This window comes from Pseudomonas oryzae (genome assembly GCF_900104805.1).
GTDB lineage: Bacteria > Pseudomonadota > Gammaproteobacteria > Pseudomonadales > Pseudomonadaceae > Geopseudomonas > Geopseudomonas oryzae.
This window is the reverse complement of sequence record NZ_LT629751.1, coordinates 2,323,644-2,343,435: the sequence shown is the minus strand read 5'-3', so window position 1 is coordinate 2,343,435 and position 19,792 is coordinate 2,323,644. Positions and strand designations below refer to the sequence as shown.

The window sequence follows — 19,792 nt, the reverse complement described above, 5'->3', positions numbered from 1 at the left end:
GGTAGGGGCGTGTCCGGCCTGTCGCGGCAAGGCCGTTGCAGGTCCGGTGCATCGAGAGGGCGCCGTCGTGGTGCCATGAGTTGTTGCGCGTTGCCGTGCAGATCAGCGTAGCTCAGGCGGAACGACGCGTGCGGTGGCTCCGCAGAGCGATCAAACCCGGGCGACGAACAGCGCGGCGCAGCCGACCACCTCCAGGCGGACGTCACTGAAGCGGCGTTCCAGCGCCTGGCGCAGGCCATCCAGGTCGTCCGCGCGGTTGGCGAAGATGCCCTTGCGGTTGTACAGCGCCATCAGGCCGCGGGCGGCGGCGCTGCGCGGCACGCCACCGTGCAGCAGGGTGGCGCCGAACAGGCAGGCGCCCGGTTTCAGCAACGGCTTGAGGTGATCGAACACCACGGCCTTGTCGGCGATGCTGCCCGGCAGGCAGTGCAGCAGGTAGTTGATGCCGATGGAGTCGAAGGACGCGGCGGGGAGATCGATGGGCTCCAGCACGTTGCACCGCCAGGTGTCCGGCCGGTAGCGGGCGATGCGTCGCGCCGCATGGTCCAGCGAGGCCGGATTGAGATCCATCAGCGCCACGCGCGGCCGCGCGAGCGGAAAGCGGCAGCGATCGAGGAAGTAGCCGGTGCCGACTCCGACGTCCAAGTGGTTGGCCGACACGTGGCGGTCGTAGTGCGTGACCAGGCGCGGCGTCGGGCACTTCCAGACGAAGCGGTTGGAGACGCCCAGTACCACGAAGTCGTATAGGGGCAGTGTGCGCCGGCTGTAGACCGCCTGGCCGGCGCGGACCTGTTCGTGGTTGGGACTCATGGCCGGATCAGTCTCGTGTTTCGGCGTTATGCTGGCGCAGGTTGTCGAGTTCCCGGGCGAACACTTCGTCTTGCACGCTGCTCTTCTTGCGCCATGGGCGCTTTTCTGGCGCCAGTTGCGCTGCGTAAAGGGTGATTTCGCCCTGTTGTTCGCTCTGGAATTGTTCGACCGCCTGGGCCAGTTGTGCGCGCAGCAAGTCTTTCGGGTTGTGCATAAACGGTGATGCGGACTGTGGTGATGGTTGCAGAGTTGCGCGGCGGATTCTGCCAGCAGCCGGCTGCGGCGCGCAAATGTCGACTGGATCAATATATGAGTATTTCCATGTTTTTTACATGGACTTGCGATTGACTTTGCGCGGCCCTGATTTAGTTTCGTCTGGCCGCCCGGAAGTTGCGGCGGCCCCGTCAACCGACACAAGGAATTGTCGATCATGCCGAAACTGCGTCTTTGTGCAGTGCTGTTTGCCCTGCTTTCCGGTTTTTCCCTGACTGCTGCCGCCGCCGAACCCGCCAGCGCCTCCCAGCCGGCGGCAGTAACAGCGCCGGCCGCGGTATCGCCAGCAAGAGTCGATCTGAACAGCGCCGATGCCGAAACCCTGGCACGTGAGCTCGACGGCATCGGCGAGGCCAAGGCGCGCGCTATCGTCGAATACCGTCAGGCGAATGGTGCATTCACCTCGGTGGATGAGTTGCTGGAAGTGAAGGGGATCGGCGCCGCCACGCTGGAGAAGAACCGCGCGCGACTGAGCGTCAACTGATCGGAAGTGCGTGCCAGGAGCCGGCCGTATGCCGGCCCTGGTCTTGCCGGGCGCTCAGCCGAAGAACTTGCCCAGCATGCGCGAGATGAAGCCGCCCTCGATGTTGCGCTTGACGAACGAGACATAGTGCTTGTCGTCGCGCTTGATGTGGTTGGTCAGCCACAGGCCGATATCGGTGCGCACTTCGCGGGCCACGCGGAAGGTGTCCTCGCCGCTGTTGAGGCGCTCGTGATAGGAGTGGGCGCGGGCCTTGAAGGCTTCGTGGACCTGATGGTGCGCCTCCAGCATCGGATAACCCGCCCGCTCCATCAGACTCTCCTCGAAGGTGTTGTGGGAGATCGCATAGTCGATCAGCGACTTGATCACGTGCTCGACTTCCTCGACATTCTGGGTCTTGATGGCGTGGTCGATCTCTTCCAGATACTCGAAGATGCGCCTGTGTTGGTCGTCGATGATGTCGATGCCTGTTTCGAACTCGGCAGTCCAGGTGATGACATAGCTCATGCGTCGATTCCTTGTTCCTTGAACGGTTGAATCAGACTGGCGTGGCGCTGGAGTTGCATTGCGAACCTGCCCCGTTCCGGGGCGCAAGACGTGCGAATGCTCAGGCGCTGAGCGCCAGCTGTGCTGGCTGTATGACAATCAGTAGCTCAACTGCAACGCAAAGCGATTTCTTGCGGGGTGTCTCCCGGGGAGGATACGGCGGAGACGGCGGGAATAGACCTACGGCAGGTAAAGTTCATCGGATTGTTCTCTCTTGTTGTTCTGTTTGTTTTCAAGGGAATCACCCCGGCACTCTCGCGGTGCCTTGTTTTTGCTGGCGCACCGGCTGGGTGCGCCGTATTCGGCTCGCTGACAGGCGCATCCCGCGCCGGCGACGGCTCAGCCGAAGAACTTGCCTAGCATCCGGGAAACGAAACCGCCGTCAAGGCTCTTCTTGACGAAGGGCACATAGTGCTTGTCGTCGCGCTTGATGTGGTTGGTCAGCCACAGGCCGATATCGGTACGCACCTCGCGGGCCAGGCGGAAGTGGTCCTCGCCGGCAGCCAGGCGCTTGACGTAGTCCTGGGCGCGATTCTTGAAGGCTTCATGCACCTGGTGGTGGGCTTCCAGCATGGGATAGCCGGCCTTCTCCATCAGGCTTTCCTCGAAGGTGTTGTGGGACACCGCATAATCCAGCAGGGCCTTGAGCACATACTCGACTTCGCTGGTCGACTTGGCCTTGATCGCGTGGTCGATTTCGGACAAATACTCAAAAATCCGCTTGTGCTGTTCATCGATGATGTCGATGCCGGTGGCGAATTCGGCTGACCAGGATATGACAAACCCCATGTGGATTTTCCTCTGTATGAACTTCGCTATAGACCTGCGGGCAGGACCGCGGCGATCCCGTCCCCAGGCGTAGGTCTCAGCTTCAGGTCCGCAGACTTTGCTGCGCCTCTGCGGGATGGTTCGGAAGATCTCGGCCGTCGACTGCACGGAACCTGTCTGGCATCACGGTTCCGGGAAAAACCATGGCCACGGCATGGACTTTATTGCAGGACGCTGGGGTTGTGAAGATGTTGCCGATATTTTTCTGCCATTATCGGCGACGTTTATTTGACGTTCCCTTTCTCACCCTCTAACCTTCCCGCCCTGCTTCAGGTGCCCCCCAGTCACGGCTCGGGAGGGTGAAACAGGGAAGCCGGTGCGCATATATCCCTGCAGTTTATATGCCAATCCGGCGCTGCCCCCGCAACGGTAGGCGAGTGGAGAAACCGCTCGGCCGCTGACGAGAAGCGCGAACGCTTTTCGCCAGCAGCCAGCCACTGTGTCCGGTAAGGACATGGGAAGGCGCGGCTTCGGGAACCCCCAGGGTTCCACTCGCGAGCCCGGAGACCGGCCTGTCGCATCCACGGTATCGCGGAGGGCGCTACCCGTCGGGTGGGCGGCCTCTCCCTGTGGTTGTCGTCCGCTCGTCGTCACGTCCTCTGCATGCCTCCCGCAATCCTGGCCGCGCGGGTGAGCGCGATGCAGAGAGTGAGCGATGAGCAAAGCCCTTCTGGCGCCGGCAGCGATCCCGCTGTGCGGTGCAATTCCCCTTTCCCGGGCGGTCGACCGCCAGCTCGAACTGCAGTTGGCCTGCCTGCTCGGCTCGAGCGGCGTCTGCCTCCTGCTGGCCGCCGGTCAGTTCAGGGCGCAGGGCCGTGGCGCGGAGGCGAGCCGATGAGCAGCGCGGAGCTGGAGCGCGACGCGCGGCACAAGGCGCGCATGCAGCGCAAGAAGGCGGTGGTCGACGCGAAGATCGCCGAGGCGAGCGACGAGCGCGGCCTGTTGCTGGTCAACACCGGCAACGGCAAGGGCAAGAGCAGCGCCGCCTTCGGCATGCTGGCGCGCACCCTCGGCCATGGCCTCAGGGCCGGAGTGGTGCAGTTCATCAAGGGCGCGGCGAGTACCGGCGAGGAAGCCTTCTTCCGTCGCTTCCCCGACGAGGTGCGCTATCACGTGATGGGCGAGGGCTTCACCTGGGAGACCCAGGACCGCCAGCGCGACATGGACAGGGCCGAACAGGCCTGGGCGGTGGCCCGCGAGCTGCTGCAGGATCCGCAGATCGCCCTGGTGGTGCTCGACGAGCTGAACATCGCCCTCAAGTACGGCTACCTGCAGCTGGACCGCGTGCTGGCCGACATCGCCGCGCGGCCGCCGCTGCAGCACGTGGTGGTCACCGGGCGCGGTGCGCCGGCGGGGCTGATCGAGGCAGCCGACACGGTCAGCGAGATCGGTCTGGTCAAGCACGCCTTCCGGGCCGGGGTGAAGGCGCAGCGAGGGGTGGAATTCTGATGCGCACGCTTGTCGCGGCAGCAGGGGCGAATTTTTTCCCGACCAGCGGGTCAGTCAAGGCAATCCGCGCGCAACTGAATGCGTGCCTGTCCGTGTCCGTATGGAGTCACCCATGAACAATTCCCGCCAGTGCCCCGCCCTGCTGATCGCCGCTTCCGCCTCGGGGCAAGGCAAGACTACCGTCACCGCCGCCCTGGCCCGCCACCATGTCAACCAGGGCCGCCGCGTGCGGGTGTTCAAGTGCGGGCCGGACTTTCTCGACCCGATGATTCTCGCCCGTGCTTGCGGCGCGCCGGTGGATGCGCTGGACCTGTGGCTGGTCGGCGAGGAGGAGTGCCGTCGCCGCCTGTGGCAGGCGGCGGGGGAGGCCGACCTGATCCTCATCGAGGGGGTGATGGGGCTGTTCGACGGTACGCCCTCGGCCGCCGACCTGGCGCGACGCTTCGGCGTGCCGGTGCTGGCGGTGATCGACGGCTCGGCCATGGCGCAGACCTTCGCCGCCATCGCCCACGGTCTGGCCAGCTACCAGCGCGACCTGCCGTTCGCCGGCGTGCTGGCCAACCGGGTCGGCAGCGCCCGCCACGGCGAGATCCTGCGCGACTGCCTGCCGGCGCATCTCGCCTGGTACGGCGCCTTGCCGCGCGATGCCGCCATCGAACTGCCCAGCCGCCACCTGGGGCTGGTGCAGGCCGCCGAGCTGGCCGACCTCGACGCCCGCCTGGATGCCGCGGCCAGCGCCCTGGCGGCCAGCGCCGGGCTCGATCTGCCGGCGCCGGTCGAGTTCGCCGCGCCGGAGCCGGTCAGCCACTCGCCGTTGCTGCGCGGCGTGCGCATCGGCGTGGCCCGCGATGCCGCCTTCGCCTTCGTCTACCCGGCCAACCTCGACCTGCTGCGCGCGCTGGGGGCCGAGCTGGTATTCTTCTCGCCGCTCGAAGACCGCCAGTTGCCGGCGGTCGACAGCCTGTACCTGCCGGGGGGCTATCCGGAGCTGCACCTGGAGCAACTGGCCGGCAACGTGGCGATGCACGTGGCGATCCGCGCCCACCACGCCGCCGGCAAGCCGATCCTCGCCGAGTGCGGCGGCATGCTTTACCTGCTCGACGGCCTGACCGGCCTTGACGGCCAGCGCGGCGAGCTGCTTGGCCTGCTGCCGGGTGAAGCGCAGATGCAGCCCAGGCGGGTGACCCTGGCCATGCAGGAGGTCGAGCTGGACGGCGAGCGTCTGCGCGGGCACAGCTACCACCACTCCAGCATGGAGTGCACGCTGGAGCCCATCGCCCACGGCGAATGCCCCAACTACCGGCGCGTGCGCGAGCCGCTGTACCGCAGTGGCCGGCTGACCGCCAGCTACATCCACTTCTACCTGCCCTCGGCGCCGCGCGCCGCCGCCGCGCTGTTGCGCCCGTGACTCCCGGAGACCCCGCAGGTCCCGCGCCTGCCCCATCTGCCCATGACCGACCAGATCCCCCCTGAGCCTGCCGCCAATGCCCACGCCTTCAGCGCGGTGGAGCGCGCCGCGGTGTACCGCGCCATCGCCGAGCGCCGCGACATGCGCCACTTCAGTGGCGGCAGCGTGGCGCCCGAGCTGCTCGCCCGCCTGCTCGACGCCGCGCACCACGCGCCCAGCGTCGGCCTGATGCAGCCGTGGCGGTTCATCCGCATCAGCGACCGCGCGCTGCGCCGGCGGATCCGCGCGCTGGTCGAGGCCGAGCGGCTGCGCACCGCCGAGGCGCTCGGCGAGCGCGGCGAGGAGTTCATGCGGCTCAAGGTCGAGGGCGTCGAGGACAGCGCCGAGCTGCTGGTGGCCTGCCTGATGGACGGCCGCGAGCGCTTCATCTTCGGCCGGCGCACCCTGCCGCAGATGGATCTGGCCTCGCTGTCCTGCGCGATCCAGAACCTCTGGCTGGCCGCCCGTGCCGAGGGTCTCGGCATGGGCTGGGTGTCGTTGTTCGACCCCATCGCCCTGGCCGAGCTGCTCGGCCTGCCGGAGGGCGCCGAACCGCTGGCGCTGCTCTGCCTCGGCCCGGTCGCCGAGTTCTACCCGCGGCCGATGCTGGTCGAGGAGGGCTGGGCCGAGGCACGGCCGCTGGTCGACATGCTGTTCGAGAACCGCTGGGGGGCGCAGCCGTGAGCCTGGGCCTGTCCCTGCTCGCCGGGGTGGCGCTGGATGTCGCTCTCGGCGAGCCGCACCGCTGGCATCCGCTGGTGGCCTTCGGCCGTCTGGCCGAGCGCCTCGAGGCGCGCTTCAACGCCCATGGCGGTGGCTGGCGCAGCCACGGCGTCAGCGCCTGGTGCCTGGCGGTGCTGCCGCTGACCTTCCTGACCTGGCTGCTGGCGCAGCTGCCGCTGCTCGGCGGCCTGCTGGAGATCCTCGCCCTGTACGCCGCGCTCGGCCTGCGCAGCCTGCACGAGCATGCGCTGCCGGTGCTCGACGCCCTGCGCCGTGGCGACCTGTCGGCGGCGCGCGAGGGCGTGGCGCGGGTGGTCAGCCGCGACACCTCGGCGCTGGATGCGAGCGGCGTGGCCCGCGCCGCCACCGAGTCGGTGCTGGAGAACGGCAGCGACGCGGTGTTCGCCGCGCTGTTCTGGTTCGCCGTGGCCGGCGCTCCGGGCGTGGTGCTCTACCGGCTGAGCAACACCCTCGACGCCATGTGGGGCTACCGCACGCCGCGTTTCGAGCGCTTCGGCTGGGCGGCGGCGCGCATCGACGATCTGCTCAACTTCGTGCCGGCGCGCCTCACCGCGCTGACCTACGCGCTGCTCGGCCAGACCCGCCGCGCGCTGGCCTGCTGGCGCCGCCAGGCGCCGCAGTGGGACAGCCCCAACGCCGGCCCGGTGATGGCCGCCGGTGCCGGCGCGCTGGGGGTCGAGCTGGGCGGCGCCGCGGTCTACCACGGCGAGCCGCATCAGCGCCCGGTGCTCGGCGAGGGCGTCCCGGCCGACGCCGAGAGCATCGCTGGCGCGCTCAGCCTGCTGCGCCGCGGCGTGGTGCTGTGGCTGGCGCTGATCCTGCTGGGAGGCTGGCTGCATGCTTGAACACGGAGGCCGCCTGCGCGCCGCCGCGCAGCGCTACGGCATTCCCCAGGCCGACTGGCTGGACCTGTCCACCGGCATCGCCCCCGAGCCCTGGCCGCTGCCGGCCATCCCGCTCGCGGCCTGGGCGCGTCTGCCCGAGGACGACGACGGTCTGGAACAGGCCGCGGGCGTGGCCTACGGCGCCCGTCATGCGCTGGCGGTGGCCGGCAGTCAGGCGGCGATCCAGGCGTTGCCGGCATTGCTGCCCGCCGGCCGGGTCGGCCTGCTGTGTCCGAGCTACGCCGAGCACGCCCACGCCTGGCGGCGTGCCGGTCATCGCCTGCTGCGTCTGTCGGCCGAAGCGATCGAGGCGCAGATCGATTCGCTCGATGCCCTGGTGCTGGTCAACCCCAACAATCCCACCGGCGCGCGCTTCGCCCCGGCCCAGCTGCTCGTCTGGCATGCCCGCCTGGCCGCGCGCGGCGGTCATCTGCTGGTCGACGAGGCGTTCATCGACTGTACCCCCGAGCACAGCCTGGCGGCCCATGCCCACCGGCCGGGGCTGATCGTGCTGCGCTCGTTCGGCAAGTTCTTCGGCCTGGCCGGCGTGCGCCTGGGCTTCGTGCTGGCCGAGGCCGGCCTGCTCGCCAGCCTGCGCGAGCGTCTCGGCCCCTGGAGCGTCGGCGGCCCGGCACGCGCGCTGGGCCTGGCGGCGCTGGACAGCGCCAGCGCGACGGCGCGCCGTCAGCGTGGCGAGGCTCTGCAGGCGGCCGGCCAGCGCCTGGCCGAACTGTTGCGTGCGCACGGGTTGCCGCCGGCCGGCGGCTGCGCCCTGTTCCAGTGGCTGCCGCTGCTGCAGGCCGCCGCGCTGCACGACTTCCTCGCCCGCCGCGGCATCCTCGTGCGCCTGTTCAGCGAGCCGGCCAGCCTGCGCTTCGGCCTGCCCGCCGACGAGGCCGGCTGGCACCGCCTGGCCCGCGCCCTGGTCGACTATCAGAAGGAATCCCCATGACCACCCTGATGGTGCAGGGCACCACCTCAGACGCCGGCAAGAGCACCCTGGTGACCGCGCTGTGCCGCTGGCTGGCGCGCCAGGGTGTCGCCGTGGCGCCGTTCAAGCCGCAGAACATGGCGCTCAACAGCGCGGTCACCGCCGACGGCGGCGAGATCGGCCGCGCCCAGGCGGTGCAGGCCCAGGCCGCCAATCTGGCCCCGCACACCGACATGAACCCGGTGCTGCTCAAGCCGAGCAGCGACATCGGCGCCCAGGTGATCATCCACGGCCGTGCCGTCACCAGCATGAGCGCGGCCGCCTATCACGACTACAAGCGCGTGGCCATGCAGGCGGTGCTCGAGTCGCACCGACGCCTCGACGCGCAGTACGCGGTGGTGATGGTCGAGGGCGCCGGCTCGCCGGCGGAGATCAACCTGCGCGACCGCGACATCGCCAACATGGGCTTCGCCGAGGCGGTCGACTGCCCGGTGCTGCTGATCGCCGACATCGACAAGGGAGGGGTGTTCGCTCATCTGGTCGGCACCCTCGAGCTGCTGTCGCCGTCCGAGCAGGCGCGCGTGCAGGGCTTCGTGATCAACCGCTTCCGCGGCGATCTCGCCCTGCTGCAGCCCGGCCTCGACTGGCTGGAGCAGCGCACCGGCAAGCCGGTGCTCGGCGTGCTGCCCTACCTGCACGACCTGCACCTGGAGGCCGAGGATGCCATCGACCAGCGCCAGGTGGCCGGCAGCGGTGAGCGCCTGCAGGTGGCGGTGCCGGTGCTGCCGCGGATCAGCAACCACACCGACTTCGACCCGCTGCGTCTGCATCCGCAGGTGGAGCTGACCTTCGTCGGCCCCGGCCAGGCCATCCCGCCGGCCGACCTGATCGTGCTGCCCGGCTCGAAGAGCGTGCGCAGCGACCTCGCCTTCCTCCGCGCACAGGGCTGGGAGGCGGCCATCCGCCGCCACCTGCGCTATGGCGGCAGGGTGCTCGGCATCTGCGGCGGGCTGCAGATGCTCGGCGGCGAGATCGCCGATCCGCTCGGTCTGGAGGGGGCGCCGGGGACCAGTCGGGGCCTCGGCCTGCTGGAAATCGACACGGTCCTGGAGGCGGAGAAGCAGCTGCGCAACGTGCGTGGCCGCCTGGCCCTGGAAGACGCCGAGGTGAGCGGCTACGAGATCCACGCCGGCGTCAGTCGCGGTGCCGGGCTGGAGCGCCCGGCCGTGCGCCTCGACGCCGGCCGCTGCGACGGTGCGATCAGCCTGGATGGCCAGGTGCTCGGCACCTACCTGCACGGCCTGTTCGAGACGCCGGCGGCCTGCAGCGCGCTGCTGCGCTGGGCCGGCCTGCGCGAGGTGGCAACGCCCGATTACCACGCCCTGCGCGAGCGCGATATCGAGCGCCTGGCCGACCTGGTCGAGGCGCATCTGGATACCGCGCGACTGCGCGCACTGTGCGGCTTGGCGTAGGGTGCGCCGCGCGCACCACCAATACACCGGCGGTGCGCGCGGCGCGCCCTGCCTTGAATCGACAGAGAACCCCGAATGCTTGAACTGATCCTCGGCGGTGCCCGCTCCGGCAAGAGCCGCCTGGCCGAGCGCCTGGCGCTGGAGTCCGGCCTGGCGGTGACCTACATCGCCACCGCCCAGCCCGGCGACGGCGAAATGGCCGCGCGCATCGCCCATCACCAGTCCCGGCGTCCACCCGACTGGGCGCTGCAGGAGGAGCCGATCCGGCTGATGCAGGCGCTGCGCGACCGTGCGGCGGAAAACCGCTGCTTGCTGGTCGACTGCCTGACCCTGTGGCTGACCAATCTGCTATTGCTTGATGACAGTTCCGCGCTCGCCCGCGAGCGCGACGCGCTGCTCGACGGCATCGCCGGGCTGCCGGGACGCATCATCCTGGTCAGCAACGAGACCGGCCTCGGCGTGGTGCCGCTCGGTGAGCTGACCCGCCGCTACGTTGACGAGGCCGGCTGGCTGCACCAGGCCCTCGCCGCGCGCGCGCAGCGGGTGACCTTCTGCGTGGCGGGACTGCCGATGATCCTCAAAGGGGAGTCGCTATGAACGAACCATGGTGGCAGGCCGCCTGCCAGCCCACCGACCACGTGGCCCGGCAGAAGGCCGAGCTGCGCCAGGCGCGGCTGACCAAGCCGACCGGTGCGCTGGGGCGTCTCGAACAGCTGGCCATCGACCTGGCCGCCCTGCAGGGCCGCGAGTGCCCGCAGCTGGAGCAGCCGTGGATCGCCGTGTTCGCCGGCGATCACGGCGTGGTCGAGGAGGGCGTGTCCGCCTATCCGCAGGCGGTGACCCGGCAGATGCTGCACAACTTCGTCGCCGGCGGCGCGGCGATCAGCGTGCTGGCCCACCAGCTGCACGCCCGTCTCGAGGTGATCGACCTCGGCACCGCCGGCGGCGGCGAGCCGCTCGGCGGAGTGCACAGCTACGCTCTCGGTCCGGGCACCGCCAACTTCGCCCATGGCCCGGCGATGACCATGGAGCAGTGCCTGGCGGCGCTGGCCGCCGGGCGCGCCAGCGTCGAACGGGCGCGGCAGGTGCACGCCGGGCTGTACATCGGCGGCGAGATGGGCATCGGCAACACCACCGCGGCGGCGGCGCTGGGCTGCGCGCTGCTCGACCTGCCGGCGCTGGCGCTGACCGGTGCCGGCACTGGCCTGGACGCGGCCGGGGTGGCGCGCAAGCAGCGGGTGATCGACAGCGCGCTGCTGCTGCACCAGCACGACTGCCACGAGCCCCTCGAGGCGCTGCGCCGCCTCGGCGGTTTCGAGATCGCCGCGCTGGCCGGTGCCTTCGTCGCCTGCGGCCAGTACGGCCTGCCGGTGCTGGTCGACGGCTTCATCACCACGGTCGCCGCGTTGTGCGCGGTGCGCCTCAATCCCGGTTGCCGGCCGTGGCTGCTGTTCGGCCATCGCAGCGCCGAGCCGGGCCATGCCCTGGTGCTGCAGGCGCTCAAGGCCGAGCCGCTGCTCGACCTCGGCCTGCGCCTGGGCGAGGGCAGCGGTGCGGCGTTGGCGATACCGCTGCTGCGGCTGGCCTGCAACCTGCACGCCGGCATGGCGACCTTCGCCGAGGCCCGGGTCAGCGATCGCCAGCCATGATCCTCGACCTCCTGCGTCACGGCGAAACCGAACGGGGCGGCGGCTTCCGCGGGCGCATCGACGATGCGCTGACCGGCCACGGCTGGGCGCAGATGCGCGCGGCGGTGGGAGACGCGGCGCCCTGGCAGGGGGTCGTCAGCTCGCCGCTGCAGCGCTGCGCCGCCTTCGCCGACGAGCTGGCCAGCCGCCACGGTCTGCCCCTGCGCCTGGAACGCGGTCTGCGCGAGCTGGACTTCGGCGCCTGGGAGGGGCGCAGCGCCGCCGAACTCTGGGCGACCGAGTCGGAGGCGCTGAGCCGCTTCTGGAACGATCCCTACGCCTTCACCCCGCCGGAAGGCGAGACGCTGGTCGATTTCGAGGCGCGCGTGCTCGGCGCCGTCGCCGGTCTGTACCGTCAGTTCGCTGGCCGGCATCTGCTGCTGGTCACCCACGGCGGGGTGATGCGCCTGCTGCTGGCGCGCGCCCGCGGCCTGCCGCGCGCGGCGCTGCTGCAGGTGGAGGTGGGGCATGCGGCGCTGCAGCGGCTGCGGGTCGACGAGCGCCTGACCCTGCACGAGGACTGAAGCCGACGGCCTCGCCGCGCCCGCGTGCCGCGCGCCGGCTGGTGGCGCCCAGGTCATGGCCAGGTGCGCCCCTCTTGCAATGCCCGTCCGCTCTACCTAGAGTTCACCCGCACCCGAGAGGCCTCCGCGGCCGTCTGGCACGGAGGCTCCAGCAGGTTATGGAGCAACCATGATCGAAATAGAAAAACTCACCAAACGCTTTGCACAGCACACCGCGGTGGACGCACTGTCCTTCCGCGTCCAGCCCGGCGAAGTGCTGGGTTTCCTCGGCCCCAACGGCGCCGGCAAGTCGACCACCATGAAGATGCTCACTGGCTTCCTCGCGCCGACGTCGGGCAGTGCGCGGATCTTCGGCTTCGACATCCAGAGGGACACCCTCAAGGCCCAGCAACTGATCGGCTACCTGCCCGAGGGCGCGCCCTGCTACGGCGACATGACGGTGCGCGGCTTCCTCGAGTTCATCGCCGAGGTGCGCGGCTTCCGCGGCGCCGAGAAGCGCGAGCGGGTGGCCCGGGCGGTGGCGCAGGTCGAGCTGGAGAAGGTGCTCGGCCAGTCGATCGAGACCCTGTCCAAGGGCTTCAAGCGCCGTGTCGGCCTGGCCCAGGCGATCCTCCACGATCCGCGCGTGCTGATCCTCGACGAGCCCACCGACGGTCTCGATCCCAACCAGAAGCATCAGGTGCGTCAGCTGATCCAGAACCTGGCCAGCGACAAGATCATCATCATCTCCACGCACATCCTCGAGGAGGTCACCGCGGTGTGCACCCGCGCGCTGGTGATCGCCGGCGGCCGGCTGCTCGCCGACGGCACGCCGTTCGAGCTGGAAAGCCGTTCGCGCTACCACCAGGCGGTGACCCTGGTTGGCGATGCGCCGCTCGACGAGGCGGCGCTGACCGCCCTGCCGGGGGTGGCCGGCGTGGAGCGCAACGCCCGCGAGCACAGCCTGACCGTGCTGGCTGCGCCCGGCCAGGTGATCTTCCCGCAGGTCAGCGCGCTGGTCGCGGCGCGTGGCTGGAACATCAAGGAAATGGACGTGGAGCGCGGACGCCTCGACGAGGTATTCCGCACCCTGACCCGAGGAGAAGCGGCATGAGGCAGTTGCCGGTGGTGTTCAAGCGCGAGCTGGCGAGCTACTTCGCCACGCCGCTCGCCTACGTGTTCATCGTGATCTTCCTGGTGCTGTCCGGGGTGTTCACCTTATATCTGGGCAGCTTCTTCGAGCGCGCCCAGGCCGACCTGTCGGCGTTCTTCACCTTCCATCCGTGGCTGTACCTGTTCCTGGTGCCGGCGCTGGCCATGCGCCTGTGGGCCGAGGAGCGCAAGAGCGGCACCATCGAGCTGCTGATGACCCTGCCGATCACCCGCAGCGAGGCGGTGGGCGGCAAGTTCCTCGCCGCCTGGGTGTTCGCCGGCATCGCCCTGCTGCTGACCTTCCCGATGGTGATCACCGTCAACTACCTCGGCGAGCCGGACAACGGCGCCATCCTCACCGGCTACATCGGCAGCTGGCTGCTGGCCGGTGGCTACCTGGCGATCGGCTCGTGCCTGTCGGCGCTGGCGAAGAACCAGGTGATCGCCTTCATCCTCACCGCCTGCGTGTGCTTCCTGTTCATCGTCAGCGGCTTCCCGCTGGTGCTGGATGCCTTCAGCGGCTGGGCGCCGCAGGCGCTGGTCGACGCGGTGGCCTCGCTGAGCTTCCTGACCCGCTTCGATGCGATCAGCAAGGGCGTGCTCGACCTGCGCGACCTGCTGTACTTCGCCAGCCTGATCCTGGCCTGGCTGGCCGCCACCGCGGTGGTGGTCGATCTGAAGAAAGCCGACTGAGGAGCCCGCGATGAAACGCATCCTGTATTCCGGTGCCGGGCTGGTGCTGATCGCCGTGGCCTTCCTGGCCTTCAACATGGTCGCCAGCCTCGGTCTGCCCAACGCCCGTCTCGACCTCACCGAGCAGAAGCTCTACACCATCAGTGCGGGGACCGAGCGCATCCTCGCCGAGCTGGACGAGCCGGTGAACCTGTACTTCTTCTACTCCGACAACGTCACCCGCGACCTGGTGCCGGTGCGCAACTACGCCAGGCGCGTCGAGGAGATGCTGCGTGCCTACGAGCGCGCCGCCGCCGGCAAGATCCGCCTGCAGGTGATCGATCCCGAGCCGTTCTCCGAGGACGAGGATCGCGCCGCCGAGTTCGGCCTGCACGCCGTGCCGCTGCAGCAGGGCGGCGACAAGCTGTACTTCGGTCTGGCCGGCACCAACGCGCTGGACGATGTGCAGACCATCCCGTTCTTCCCGCTCGACCAGGAAGAGTTCCTCGAGTACGAGATCAGCCGCCTGGTGCAGACCCTGGCCAAGCCGCAGCGCCCGGTGGTCGGCGTGCTCTCCGGGCTGCAGCTGGAGGGCGGCTTCAACCCGCTGACCGGCCAGGCCGGCGCGCCCTGGATGGTCATGGAGCAGATCCGTCAGCAGTTCACCATCAAGAGCCTGCAGGCCGGGGTCGATCGCATCCCCGACGAGGTGTCGGTGCTGCTGCTGGTCCATCCCAGGGAACTGCCGCAGCCGACCCTGTACGCCATCGACCAGTTCGTGCTGCGCGGCGGCAAGCTGCTGGCCTTCGTCGATCCGTTCAGCGAGAGCGACAACGCCGGGCTGATGGGCGGCGCCGGCAACGCTTCCGACCTGGAGCCGCTGTTCAAGGCCTGGGGCCTGCGCCTGCGCCCGGGCGAGATGCTGGCCGACGGCAGCTATGCGATGGCCGTGGGTATCGGCCAGGGCGAGGAGCAGCGCCCGGTGCGCCATCCGGCCTGGCTGAGCCTGCCGAAGGCGGCCATCGACCAGGACGACATCACCACCGCCGCGCTGGAGAACCTGACCGTGGCCAGCGCCGGCATCCTCGAACCGCTGGAGGGCGCCAAGACCCGCTTCACGCCGCTGCTGCACAGCTCCGAGTACGCCATGCCGATGGACGCCCAGCGCCTGGCCGGCCTGCGCGACCCGCAGGAGCTGCTGCGCGACCTCGAGCCGACCGGCGAGCGATACGTGCTGGCCGCGCGTATCTCCGGGCCTGCGCAGTCGGCCTATCCGCGGGGCATCGAGGGGCAGAAGGACGGCCTCCAGCAGGCGGACAGCATCAACGTCATCGTGGTCGCCGATACCGACCTGCTCGCCGACCGCATGTGGGTGCAGGTGCAGGAGTTCTTCGGCCAGCGCATCCCGCAGCCGTTCGCCGACAACGCCGGCTTCGCGATCAACGCGCTGGACAACCTGGCCGGCAGCGATGCGCTGATCAGTGTGCGCTCGCGTGGCCGCTTCAGCCGGCCGTTCACCGTGGTCGAGGACCTGCAGCGCCAGGCCGAGGCGCGCTTCCGCGAGAAGGAGGAGGTGCTCAAGCAGCAGCTGGCGCAGACCGAGCAGCGCCTGGCCGAACTGCAGCAGGGCGACAGCCCCGACCAGATGCTGGAGCTGACTCCGGAGCAGCAGGCCACCGTGCAGCAGTTCCTCCAGGAGAAGGTGAAGATCCGCAAGGAGCTGCGCGAGGTGCGCTACCAGCTCAACGCCGACATCGAGGCGCTGGGGCGCAGCCTGAAGTTCGTCAACATCGCCCTGGTGCCGTTGCTGCTGACCCTCGGCGTGGTCGGCCTATGGCTGCTGCGCCGGCGGCGCGCGTACTGAGCGAACTGTTGCCGGTGCGCGCGGCGCACTCTGCCTGGCGAGCGCCTGCCGCGCCGTAGGGTGCGCCGCGCGCACCGAAGCAGCTGCACCGATCGGGTAGGGGGCGCCATGCGCACCGAATGGCTTGGGGGAGGTACTCATGCAACGCAAGTCTCTGTGGATCCTGCTGCTTGCCGTGCTCGGCCTGGGCGCGCTGTTCGCCTGGCTGCAGCGTGGCGTCGAGCCGCCGCGTCAGGCCGAGCGGCCCTTGCTGCTGCCGACGCTGGCCGGTCAGCTCGAACGGGTGCAGGCCATGCAGATTCGCCACGGCGAGCTGCCGGCGATCCGCATCGAACGCCGCAATGGCGGCTGGGTGGTGCCGGCCAAGGCCGACCATCCGGCGGCGGCCGGGGAGGTCAACCGCCTGCTGCGCGCGCTGGCCGACGCCCGCAAGGTCGAGGCCAAGACCCGCAACTCCGCCAACCATGCCCAGCTCGGCTTGGCCGAGCGCGGCGAAGGGGCGGCGACGCGGGTTGTGCTGGAGGGCATCGGTGCGGCGCCGCTCGAGCTGCTGATCGGCCAGGCCTCGCGCCAGGGCGGCCAGCTGGTGCGTCTGCCGGGCGACGACCAGGTGTGGCTGGTCGATCAGCCGCTGGAGCTGGTGGACAACGAGCTGGCCTGGCTGGACCGGCGCATCAGCGCGATTCCCTTCGCCGACGTGCGCGAGGTCGAGGTGCGCCACGCCGACGGCGAGCAGCTCAATGTCTGGCGCGACACACCCGAGCAGTTCAACCTGGCCCTGCGCCAGCTGCCCAAGGGGCGCAGGCTGGCCTACGAGCCGGTGGCCAACGGCATGGCCACGCTGTTCGCCAGCCTGGATTTCGCCGACGCCGCGCCGCTGGCGCAGGTCGCCTTCGAGGGGCGACCGGAGCTGACTTTCCGTCTGTCGACCTTCGCCGGCGGCGAGTTGCAGGGCGCCTTCTACCTGCAGGGCGGCCAGCACTGGCTGGTGTTCGGGCAGAGCAAGGGGCTCGACGGCCTGCTGATCGGTCAGCCGGACTGGGCCTATCGACTCGAGGAGCAGCAGTACCGTGCCCTGGCCCGGCGGATGAAAGACCTGCTGGCGCCGGAGGCTTGATCTACGGCGACCTTTGCCGCAGGTCAACGCACGGGGGGCTTTTCAGCACGGTCTCTTTGTTTATACTCGGGCCAGCGGTCGTCAAGAACGCCATTCGAAATACCCGCTCCAGACGCCTCGCGGCGGCGGAGGTCGGATATAACAAGAAGAACGTTTTGTAACGTACCGTCCCGAGCGACTCCCATGGGGGAGTGTTTTTTCAGCGAGTCTGGAGAGAGGTTGTAATGGCCGAACGTGAAACCGGAACCGTCAAGTGGTTCAACGACGCCAAGGGCTATGGGTTCATTCAGCGCGAGAGCGGCCCGGATGTATTCGTGCACTATCGTGCCATCCGTGGTGACGGCCACCGTACCCTGGTCGAGGGGCAGCGCGTGGAGTTCGCCGTAGCTCAGGGTCAGAAGGGCCTGCAGGCGGAAGACGTTTCCAAGCTCTGAGCCTCGAGCTGGCGATTCCGGAAAAGCCCGTCCTCGTGACGGGCTTTTTCATTGGTGGCTCAGGCGAGCCGTTCCAGGCTCGCCAGCCGCGCCAAGCAGACTGGCACCGGCTGCGGGCTTGCCACCAGCAGGCACAGCGCCCGGCCACGCTCGGCCCAGTGCCGGCAGGCGTCCTCCAGCAGCTCGAGAAAGACTTCCAGGTCGGTTTCGACGATCGCCTGGTGGGCATCCAGCGGCAGGTATATGGCGAGCATCTCCCCGGCGGGCCAGTCGAGCTCGGTCAGGCAGTCCCAGGCGGCGTCCCAGTTCTGCCCGTAGTAGTCGGGAAACGCCAGGGCTTCGCCGAGGGCGGCCAGCAGGCTGGCGCGGTCGATGCGCGCCAGCGCGCCCAGGCTCTTCCAGCACAGTCCGGGGACGCGGCAGTCCGCCGCGTCCAGCCGCTCGCTGCGATAGACCGCGTTGCGCGAGGGATCGGCCAGGCAGGCGGCGGCGAGTTGCAGCAGGGTCATCGGGTCGGCTCCAGCACGCGGAACGAGCGGTAGTGATCTTCGGTGTAGTAGAAGATCACCGGCGGATTGCCGCCGGTGACGATGCGCCGCGGGCCGCGATGGGACAGACCCGGGGTGCGCACGGTGTATTCGCGGTAATAGCCGCGGGGCTGGGCGGGCAGCTGGCGTTCGCGGTTCTGGAACACGGTGCCGTCCTGGCTGTGCGGGAACGGACCGCCCTGGCGGATCAGCGCCAGGGTCTTGTCGATCTCGCGCTGGATCGGGTCCGCGCCCTGCACCTGGGCCGGGGCGTCCTGTCCGGCAGGCGAGCGCAACAGATTGCTGAGCGGTCCCTGGCTCAGCAGCCAGCCGGCGAACAGCAGCACCAGCAGCGCGGCGGTCTTGAGCAGGCCGAGCGGGTTGTGGCGCGGGCGCGCGTTCGCGGCGCGCCGACGCGAAGCAGAAGGGGCGCCTGGCGCGACGTTCTCGAGACTGACCCAGGCAGCCTTCAGCCGACCGGACTTGTCACGTGTGGTGTCGAACTGCACCGCGTCGCCTTGCTGCGGCCGGCGTGCGGCATTGCGCACCGCGGAAATGTGGAAGAACACCTCGCCCGAGCGGTCCTCGGGCTGGATGAAGCCGAAGCCTCGGTCATCGTTCCAGGAAACGACCTTGCCGCGCATCGTCGGGTTTGCCTCGTCGAACAGGAAAGCCCTGCCTCAGGGGGGGGCAGGGCGGTGTGACTCTCGTGGGGTGGGAACAACGGGGCGCGGCGGATCAGCCGGTGCGCCACTGGATCTCGCTGACGCCCTCGCTGGTGACCTTCAGCCAGCGGTCGGCATCCTCCTCGCCCTGCTCCTCGCTCCAGCTGCCCGGGGCGCAGCGCACCTCCACGCCGAGCGCGGCGCAGGCAGCCCGGGCGCAGGCGAGGTCGTCGTCCCAGGGCGTCTGGTCGCTTTCCAGCAGCAGGCTGTGCCACTTGCCCACCGCCCTGGGCAGCCAGGTGACGGGGATACCGGCCGCCCGACACTTGTGGGTCTGGCCGCGGACCTGCCATGTGCTGCAGGAGCCCAGGGCCTGCTCCAGCCAGGCGGTTACCGCCGGCAGCTCGGCGTCCTTGAGGTAGATCTCGATATCCGGTTGGCGCATGTCGGGCATTCCTGATGCGGAGATGGGAAGGGCGAAAAGGATAGCGTGGCCGGTTACTGACGCTCGATCCAGTCGTAGCGCACCGACACGGTGACCGTGAAGGGTTCGGCGAGGATGCGCTCGCGGCGTTCGGCGTTGACCCGCCAGCCGTGCGGGGTCATCGCCAGCAGGTCGCTGCGGGTGTCGAAGCTGTCCAGCACCAGGCGGAACTCCAGGCTCTGGGTGTCCGCCAGCTTCAGGCTGTCCGGCAGGTCGGCCAGATGCTTGTCGTCGATGTAGTCGCGCACCTCGTCGTAGAGCTTCTGGCGCAGCTCGTAGAGGTGCATGCGCGCCGGACCCAGGCGCAGGATGCCGCCGCCAGGGCGCAACAGGCGCGCAGCCTCATTCCAGTCGATCGGGCTGAACACGCTGGCGAGCAGGCCGCAGGAGGCGCTGGCCAGTGGCACGCGGGCCATGCTGGCGACCATCCAGGTCAGCTGCGGCGCGCGCTTGCAGGCGCGCTTGACCGCCTCGCGGGAGATGTCCAGGGCGTAGCCGTCGGCAGCGGGCAGGGCCTCGGCCAGCTGCGCGCTGTAGTAGCCCTCGCCGCAGCCGATGTCGACCCAGCGCGCCGGCTGGTGCGCCACGGCCAGCGCGGCCAGACGCGCGGCCAGCGGCGCGTAGTGGCCGGCACCGAGAAAGCGCCGGCGCGCCTCGACCATGGCGGCGTTGTCGCCCGGGTCGAGGCTCTTCTTGTGTTGCACCGGCAAGAGGTTCAGGTAGCCCTGGCGGGCACGGTCGAAGCGGTGGTTGTGCGCGCACTGCACACCGTTGTCGACGCTGTGCAGCGCAGAGCTGCAGATCGGGCAGATGAGCATGGG

Annotated in this window: 24 protein-coding genes and 1 riboswitch; of the genes, 16 read left to right on the top strand and 8 right to left on the bottom strand. The window is 69.4% G+C overall.

The features are described 5' to 3' along the window. Window positions 1-150: 150 nt before the first annotated feature. Together BLT78_RS10415 and BLT78_RS10410 are read right to left on the bottom strand one after the other, a co-directional pair. A complete protein-coding gene (locus tag BLT78_RS10415) occupies window positions 151-810 on the bottom strand; it encodes a class I SAM-dependent methyltransferase (protein WP_090348915.1) in 660 nt (219 codons plus the stop codon). A gap of 7 nt (window positions 811-817) precedes the next feature. Then, the gene (locus tag BLT78_RS10410; RefSeq protein WP_090348914.1) at window positions 818-1,024 is read right to left on the bottom strand and encodes a hypothetical protein; all 207 of its coding nucleotides are present in this window, start codon (window positions 1,022-1,024) and stop codon (window positions 818-820) included. A 216-nt stretch (window positions 1,025-1,240) separates the two neighbouring features. Between BLT78_RS10410 and BLT78_RS10405 the strand changes: the two genes are divergently transcribed. Further along, window positions 1,241-1,567: a ComEA family DNA-binding protein gene (locus BLT78_RS10405; RefSeq protein WP_090348913.1), complete on the top strand. Its 327-nt coding sequence runs from the start codon at window positions 1,241-1,243 to the stop codon at window positions 1,565-1,567. A gap of 54 nt (window positions 1,568-1,621) precedes the next feature. Here BLT78_RS10405 and BLT78_RS10400 read toward each other — a convergent pair whose 3' ends face one another. Together BLT78_RS10400 and BLT78_RS10395 are read right to left on the bottom strand one after the other, a co-directional pair. Then, window positions 1,622-2,071, bottom strand: coding sequence for a bacteriohemerythrin (locus tag BLT78_RS10400; protein WP_090348912.1), 450 nt, complete (start codon window positions 2,069-2,071; stop codon window positions 1,622-1,624). 378 nt (window positions 2,072-2,449) lie between these two features. Beyond that, window positions 2,450-2,899 carry a bacteriohemerythrin gene (locus BLT78_RS10395; protein ID WP_090348911.1) on the bottom strand — a complete coding sequence of 150 codons (450 nt, stop codon included), beginning with the start codon at window positions 2,897-2,899 and terminating at the stop codon, window positions 2,450-2,452. Window positions 2,900-3,192: 293 nt separating this feature from the next. Continuing rightward, a riboswitch (cobalamin riboswitch) is annotated at window positions 3,193-3,468 on the top strand. A gap of 125 nt (window positions 3,469-3,593) precedes the next feature. On the opposite strand from BLT78_RS10395, the gene BLT78_RS10390 reads away from it, so the two are divergent. The 15 genes from BLT78_RS10390 to BLT78_RS10320 all read left to right on the top strand — a co-directional run bounded on the left by BLT78_RS10390 (window position 3,594) and on the right by BLT78_RS10320 (window position 17,295). Next, the gene (locus BLT78_RS10390; RefSeq protein WP_090348910.1) at window positions 3,594-3,776 is read left to right on the top strand and encodes a hypothetical protein; all 183 of its coding nucleotides are present in this window, start codon (window positions 3,594-3,596) and stop codon (window positions 3,774-3,776) included. Next, on the top strand, window positions 3,773-4,387 hold the full coding sequence (gene cobO, locus BLT78_RS10385) for a cob(I)yrinic acid a,c-diamide adenosyltransferase (RefSeq protein ID WP_090348909.1): 615 nt from the start codon (window positions 3,773-3,775) through the stop codon (window positions 4,385-4,387). Before BLT78_RS10390 ends, cobO begins: the two co-directional genes overlap by 4 nt. Window positions 4,388-4,499: 112 nt before the next feature. Continuing rightward, on the top strand, window positions 4,500-5,795 hold the full coding sequence (locus BLT78_RS10380) for a cobyrinate a,c-diamide synthase (protein ID WP_090348908.1): 1,296 nt from the start codon (window positions 4,500-4,502) through the stop codon (window positions 5,793-5,795). A gap of 42 nt (window positions 5,796-5,837) precedes the next feature. Beyond that, window positions 5,838-6,518 (top strand): 5,6-dimethylbenzimidazole synthase, encoded by a 681-nt coding sequence (gene bluB, locus BLT78_RS10375; RefSeq protein ID WP_090348907.1) that lies wholly within the window; start codon window positions 5,838-5,840, stop codon window positions 6,516-6,518. Continuing rightward, complete coding sequence (gene cbiB / locus BLT78_RS10370; RefSeq protein WP_090348906.1) at window positions 6,515-7,423, top strand: adenosylcobinamide-phosphate synthase CbiB; 909 nt, start codon at window positions 6,515-6,517, stop codon at window positions 7,421-7,423. The genes bluB and cbiB overlap by 4 nt, the downstream gene beginning before the upstream one ends. Further along, entirely contained in the window at window positions 7,416-8,414 is a 999-nt protein-coding gene (gene cobD / locus BLT78_RS10365) for a threonine-phosphate decarboxylase CobD (RefSeq protein WP_090348905.1), read from the top strand. Before cbiB ends, cobD begins: the two co-directional genes overlap by 8 nt. Continuing rightward, window positions 8,411-9,865: a cobyric acid synthase gene (locus BLT78_RS10360; protein WP_090348904.1), complete on the top strand. Its 1,455-nt coding sequence runs from the start codon at window positions 8,411-8,413 to the stop codon at window positions 9,863-9,865. The genes cobD and BLT78_RS10360 overlap by 4 nt, the downstream gene beginning before the upstream one ends. 75 nt (window positions 9,866-9,940) lie before the next feature. After that, entirely contained in the window at window positions 9,941-10,462 is a 522-nt protein-coding gene (gene cobU / locus BLT78_RS10355) for a bifunctional adenosylcobinamide kinase/adenosylcobinamide-phosphate guanylyltransferase (protein WP_090348903.1), read from the top strand. Further along, on the top strand, window positions 10,459-11,514 hold the full coding sequence (gene cobT, locus BLT78_RS10350; protein ID WP_090348902.1) for a nicotinate-nucleotide--dimethylbenzimidazole phosphoribosyltransferase: 1,056 nt from the start codon (window positions 10,459-10,461) through the stop codon (window positions 11,512-11,514). Before cobU ends, cobT begins: the two co-directional genes overlap by 4 nt. Continuing rightward, on the top strand, window positions 11,511-12,077 hold the full coding sequence (gene cobC, locus BLT78_RS10345; RefSeq protein WP_090348901.1) for an alpha-ribazole phosphatase family protein: 567 nt from the start codon (window positions 11,511-11,513) through the stop codon (window positions 12,075-12,077). The genes cobT and cobC overlap by 4 nt, the downstream gene beginning before the upstream one ends. Window positions 12,078-12,246: 169 nt before the next feature. Continuing rightward, window positions 12,247-13,170, top strand: coding sequence for an ABC transporter ATP-binding protein (locus tag BLT78_RS10340; protein WP_090348900.1), 924 nt, complete (start codon window positions 12,247-12,249; stop codon window positions 13,168-13,170). Further along, window positions 13,167-13,901, top strand: coding sequence for an ABC transporter permease (locus BLT78_RS10335; protein WP_090348899.1), 735 nt, complete (start codon window positions 13,167-13,169; stop codon window positions 13,899-13,901). The genes BLT78_RS10340 and BLT78_RS10335 overlap by 4 nt, the downstream gene beginning before the upstream one ends. Before the next feature lie 10 nt (window positions 13,902-13,911). Continuing rightward, window positions 13,912-15,744 carry a GldG family protein gene (locus BLT78_RS10330; RefSeq protein WP_090348898.1) on the top strand — a complete coding sequence of 611 codons (1,833 nt, stop codon included), beginning with the start codon at window positions 13,912-13,914 and terminating at the stop codon, window positions 15,742-15,744. 139 nt (window positions 15,745-15,883) lie between these two features. Further along, entirely contained in the window at window positions 15,884-16,861 is a 978-nt protein-coding gene (locus BLT78_RS10325) for a DUF4340 domain-containing protein (RefSeq protein WP_090348897.1), read from the top strand. A gap of 224 nt (window positions 16,862-17,085) precedes the next feature. Beyond that, entirely contained in the window at window positions 17,086-17,295 is a 210-nt protein-coding gene (locus BLT78_RS10320; RefSeq protein WP_090348896.1) for a cold-shock protein, read from the top strand. 59 nt (window positions 17,296-17,354) lie between these two features. Here the strand turns inward: BLT78_RS10320 and BLT78_RS10315 are convergent, their stop codons facing one another. From BLT78_RS10315 to BLT78_RS10300, 4 genes are all read right to left on the bottom strand, one after another. Continuing rightward, the gene (locus BLT78_RS10315; protein WP_090348895.1) at window positions 17,355-17,804 is read right to left on the bottom strand and encodes a barstar family protein; all 450 of its coding nucleotides are present in this window, start codon (window positions 17,802-17,804) and stop codon (window positions 17,355-17,357) included. Next, on the bottom strand, window positions 17,801-18,466 hold the full coding sequence (locus BLT78_RS10310) for a ribonuclease domain-containing protein (RefSeq protein ID WP_090348894.1): 666 nt from the start codon (window positions 18,464-18,466) through the stop codon (window positions 17,801-17,803). Before BLT78_RS10310 ends, BLT78_RS10315 begins: the two co-directional genes overlap by 4 nt. A 94-nt stretch (window positions 18,467-18,560) precedes the next feature. After that, a complete protein-coding gene (locus tag BLT78_RS10305; protein WP_090348893.1) occupies window positions 18,561-18,932 on the bottom strand; it encodes a hypothetical protein in 372 nt (123 codons plus the stop codon). Window positions 18,933-18,985: 53 nt separating this feature from the next. After that, a complete protein-coding gene (locus tag BLT78_RS10300) occupies window positions 18,986-19,789 on the bottom strand; it encodes a putative RNA methyltransferase (RefSeq protein ID WP_090348892.1) in 804 nt (267 codons plus the stop codon). Window positions 19,790-19,792: the final 3 nt, after the last annotated feature.

What these genes read in the sequence shown, in the direction of transcription:
- BLT78_RS10415 (WP_090348915.1), bottom strand. Translation starts at nt 810, where the DNA reads ATGAGTCCCAACCACGAACAGGTCCGCGCCGGCCAGGCGGTCTACAGC.
- BLT78_RS10410 (WP_090348914.1), bottom strand. Translation starts at nt 1,024, where the DNA reads ATGCACAACCCGAAAGACTTGCTGCGCGCACAACTGGCCCAGGCGGTC.
- BLT78_RS10405 (WP_090348913.1), top strand. Translation starts at nt 1,241, where the DNA reads ATGCCGAAACTGCGTCTTTGTGCAGTGCTGTTTGCCCTGCTTTCCGGT.
- BLT78_RS10400 (WP_090348912.1), bottom strand. Translation starts at nt 2,071, where the DNA reads ATGAGCTATGTCATCACCTGGACTGCCGAGTTCGAAACAGGCATCGAC.
- BLT78_RS10395 (WP_090348911.1), bottom strand. Translation starts at nt 2,899, where the DNA reads ATGGGGTTTGTCATATCCTGGTCAGCCGAATTCGCCACCGGCATCGAC.
- BLT78_RS10390 (WP_090348910.1), top strand. Translation starts at nt 3,594, where the DNA reads ATGAGCAAAGCCCTTCTGGCGCCGGCAGCGATCCCGCTGTGCGGTGCA.
- cobO (WP_090348909.1), top strand. Translation starts at nt 3,773, where the DNA reads ATGAGCAGCGCGGAGCTGGAGCGCGACGCGCGGCACAAGGCGCGCATG.
- BLT78_RS10380 (WP_090348908.1), top strand. Translation starts at nt 4,500, where the DNA reads ATGAACAATTCCCGCCAGTGCCCCGCCCTGCTGATCGCCGCTTCCGCC.
- bluB (WP_090348907.1), top strand. Translation starts at nt 5,838, where the DNA reads ATGACCGACCAGATCCCCCCTGAGCCTGCCGCCAATGCCCACGCCTTC.
- cobD (WP_090348905.1), top strand. Translation starts at nt 7,416, where the DNA reads ATGCTTGAACACGGAGGCCGCCTGCGCGCCGCCGCGCAGCGCTACGGC.
- BLT78_RS10360 (WP_090348904.1), top strand. Translation starts at nt 8,411, where the DNA reads ATGACCACCCTGATGGTGCAGGGCACCACCTCAGACGCCGGCAAGAGC.
- cobU (WP_090348903.1), top strand. Translation starts at nt 9,941, where the DNA reads ATGCTTGAACTGATCCTCGGCGGTGCCCGCTCCGGCAAGAGCCGCCTG.
- cobT (WP_090348902.1), top strand. Translation starts at nt 10,459, where the DNA reads ATGAACGAACCATGGTGGCAGGCCGCCTGCCAGCCCACCGACCACGTG.
- cobC (WP_090348901.1), top strand. Translation starts at nt 11,511, where the DNA reads ATGATCCTCGACCTCCTGCGTCACGGCGAAACCGAACGGGGCGGCGGC.
- BLT78_RS10340 (WP_090348900.1), top strand. Translation starts at nt 12,247, where the DNA reads ATGATCGAAATAGAAAAACTCACCAAACGCTTTGCACAGCACACCGCG.
- BLT78_RS10335 (WP_090348899.1), top strand. Translation starts at nt 13,167, where the DNA reads ATGAGGCAGTTGCCGGTGGTGTTCAAGCGCGAGCTGGCGAGCTACTTC.
- BLT78_RS10330 (WP_090348898.1), top strand. Translation starts at nt 13,912, where the DNA reads ATGAAACGCATCCTGTATTCCGGTGCCGGGCTGGTGCTGATCGCCGTG.
- BLT78_RS10325 (WP_090348897.1), top strand. Translation starts at nt 15,884, where the DNA reads ATGCAACGCAAGTCTCTGTGGATCCTGCTGCTTGCCGTGCTCGGCCTG.
- BLT78_RS10320 (WP_090348896.1), top strand. Translation starts at nt 17,086, where the DNA reads ATGGCCGAACGTGAAACCGGAACCGTCAAGTGGTTCAACGACGCCAAG.
- BLT78_RS10315 (WP_090348895.1), bottom strand. Translation starts at nt 17,804, where the DNA reads ATGACCCTGCTGCAACTCGCCGCCGCCTGCCTGGCCGATCCCTCGCGC.
- BLT78_RS10310 (WP_090348894.1), bottom strand. Translation starts at nt 18,466, where the DNA reads ATGCGCGGCAAGGTCGTTTCCTGGAACGATGACCGAGGCTTCGGCTTC.
- BLT78_RS10305 (WP_090348893.1), bottom strand. Translation starts at nt 18,932, where the DNA reads ATGCGCCAACCGGATATCGAGATCTACCTCAAGGACGCCGAGCTGCCG.
- BLT78_RS10300 (WP_090348892.1), bottom strand. Translation starts at nt 19,789, where the DNA reads ATGCTCATCTGCCCGATCTGCAGCTCTGCGCTGCACAGCGTCGACAAC.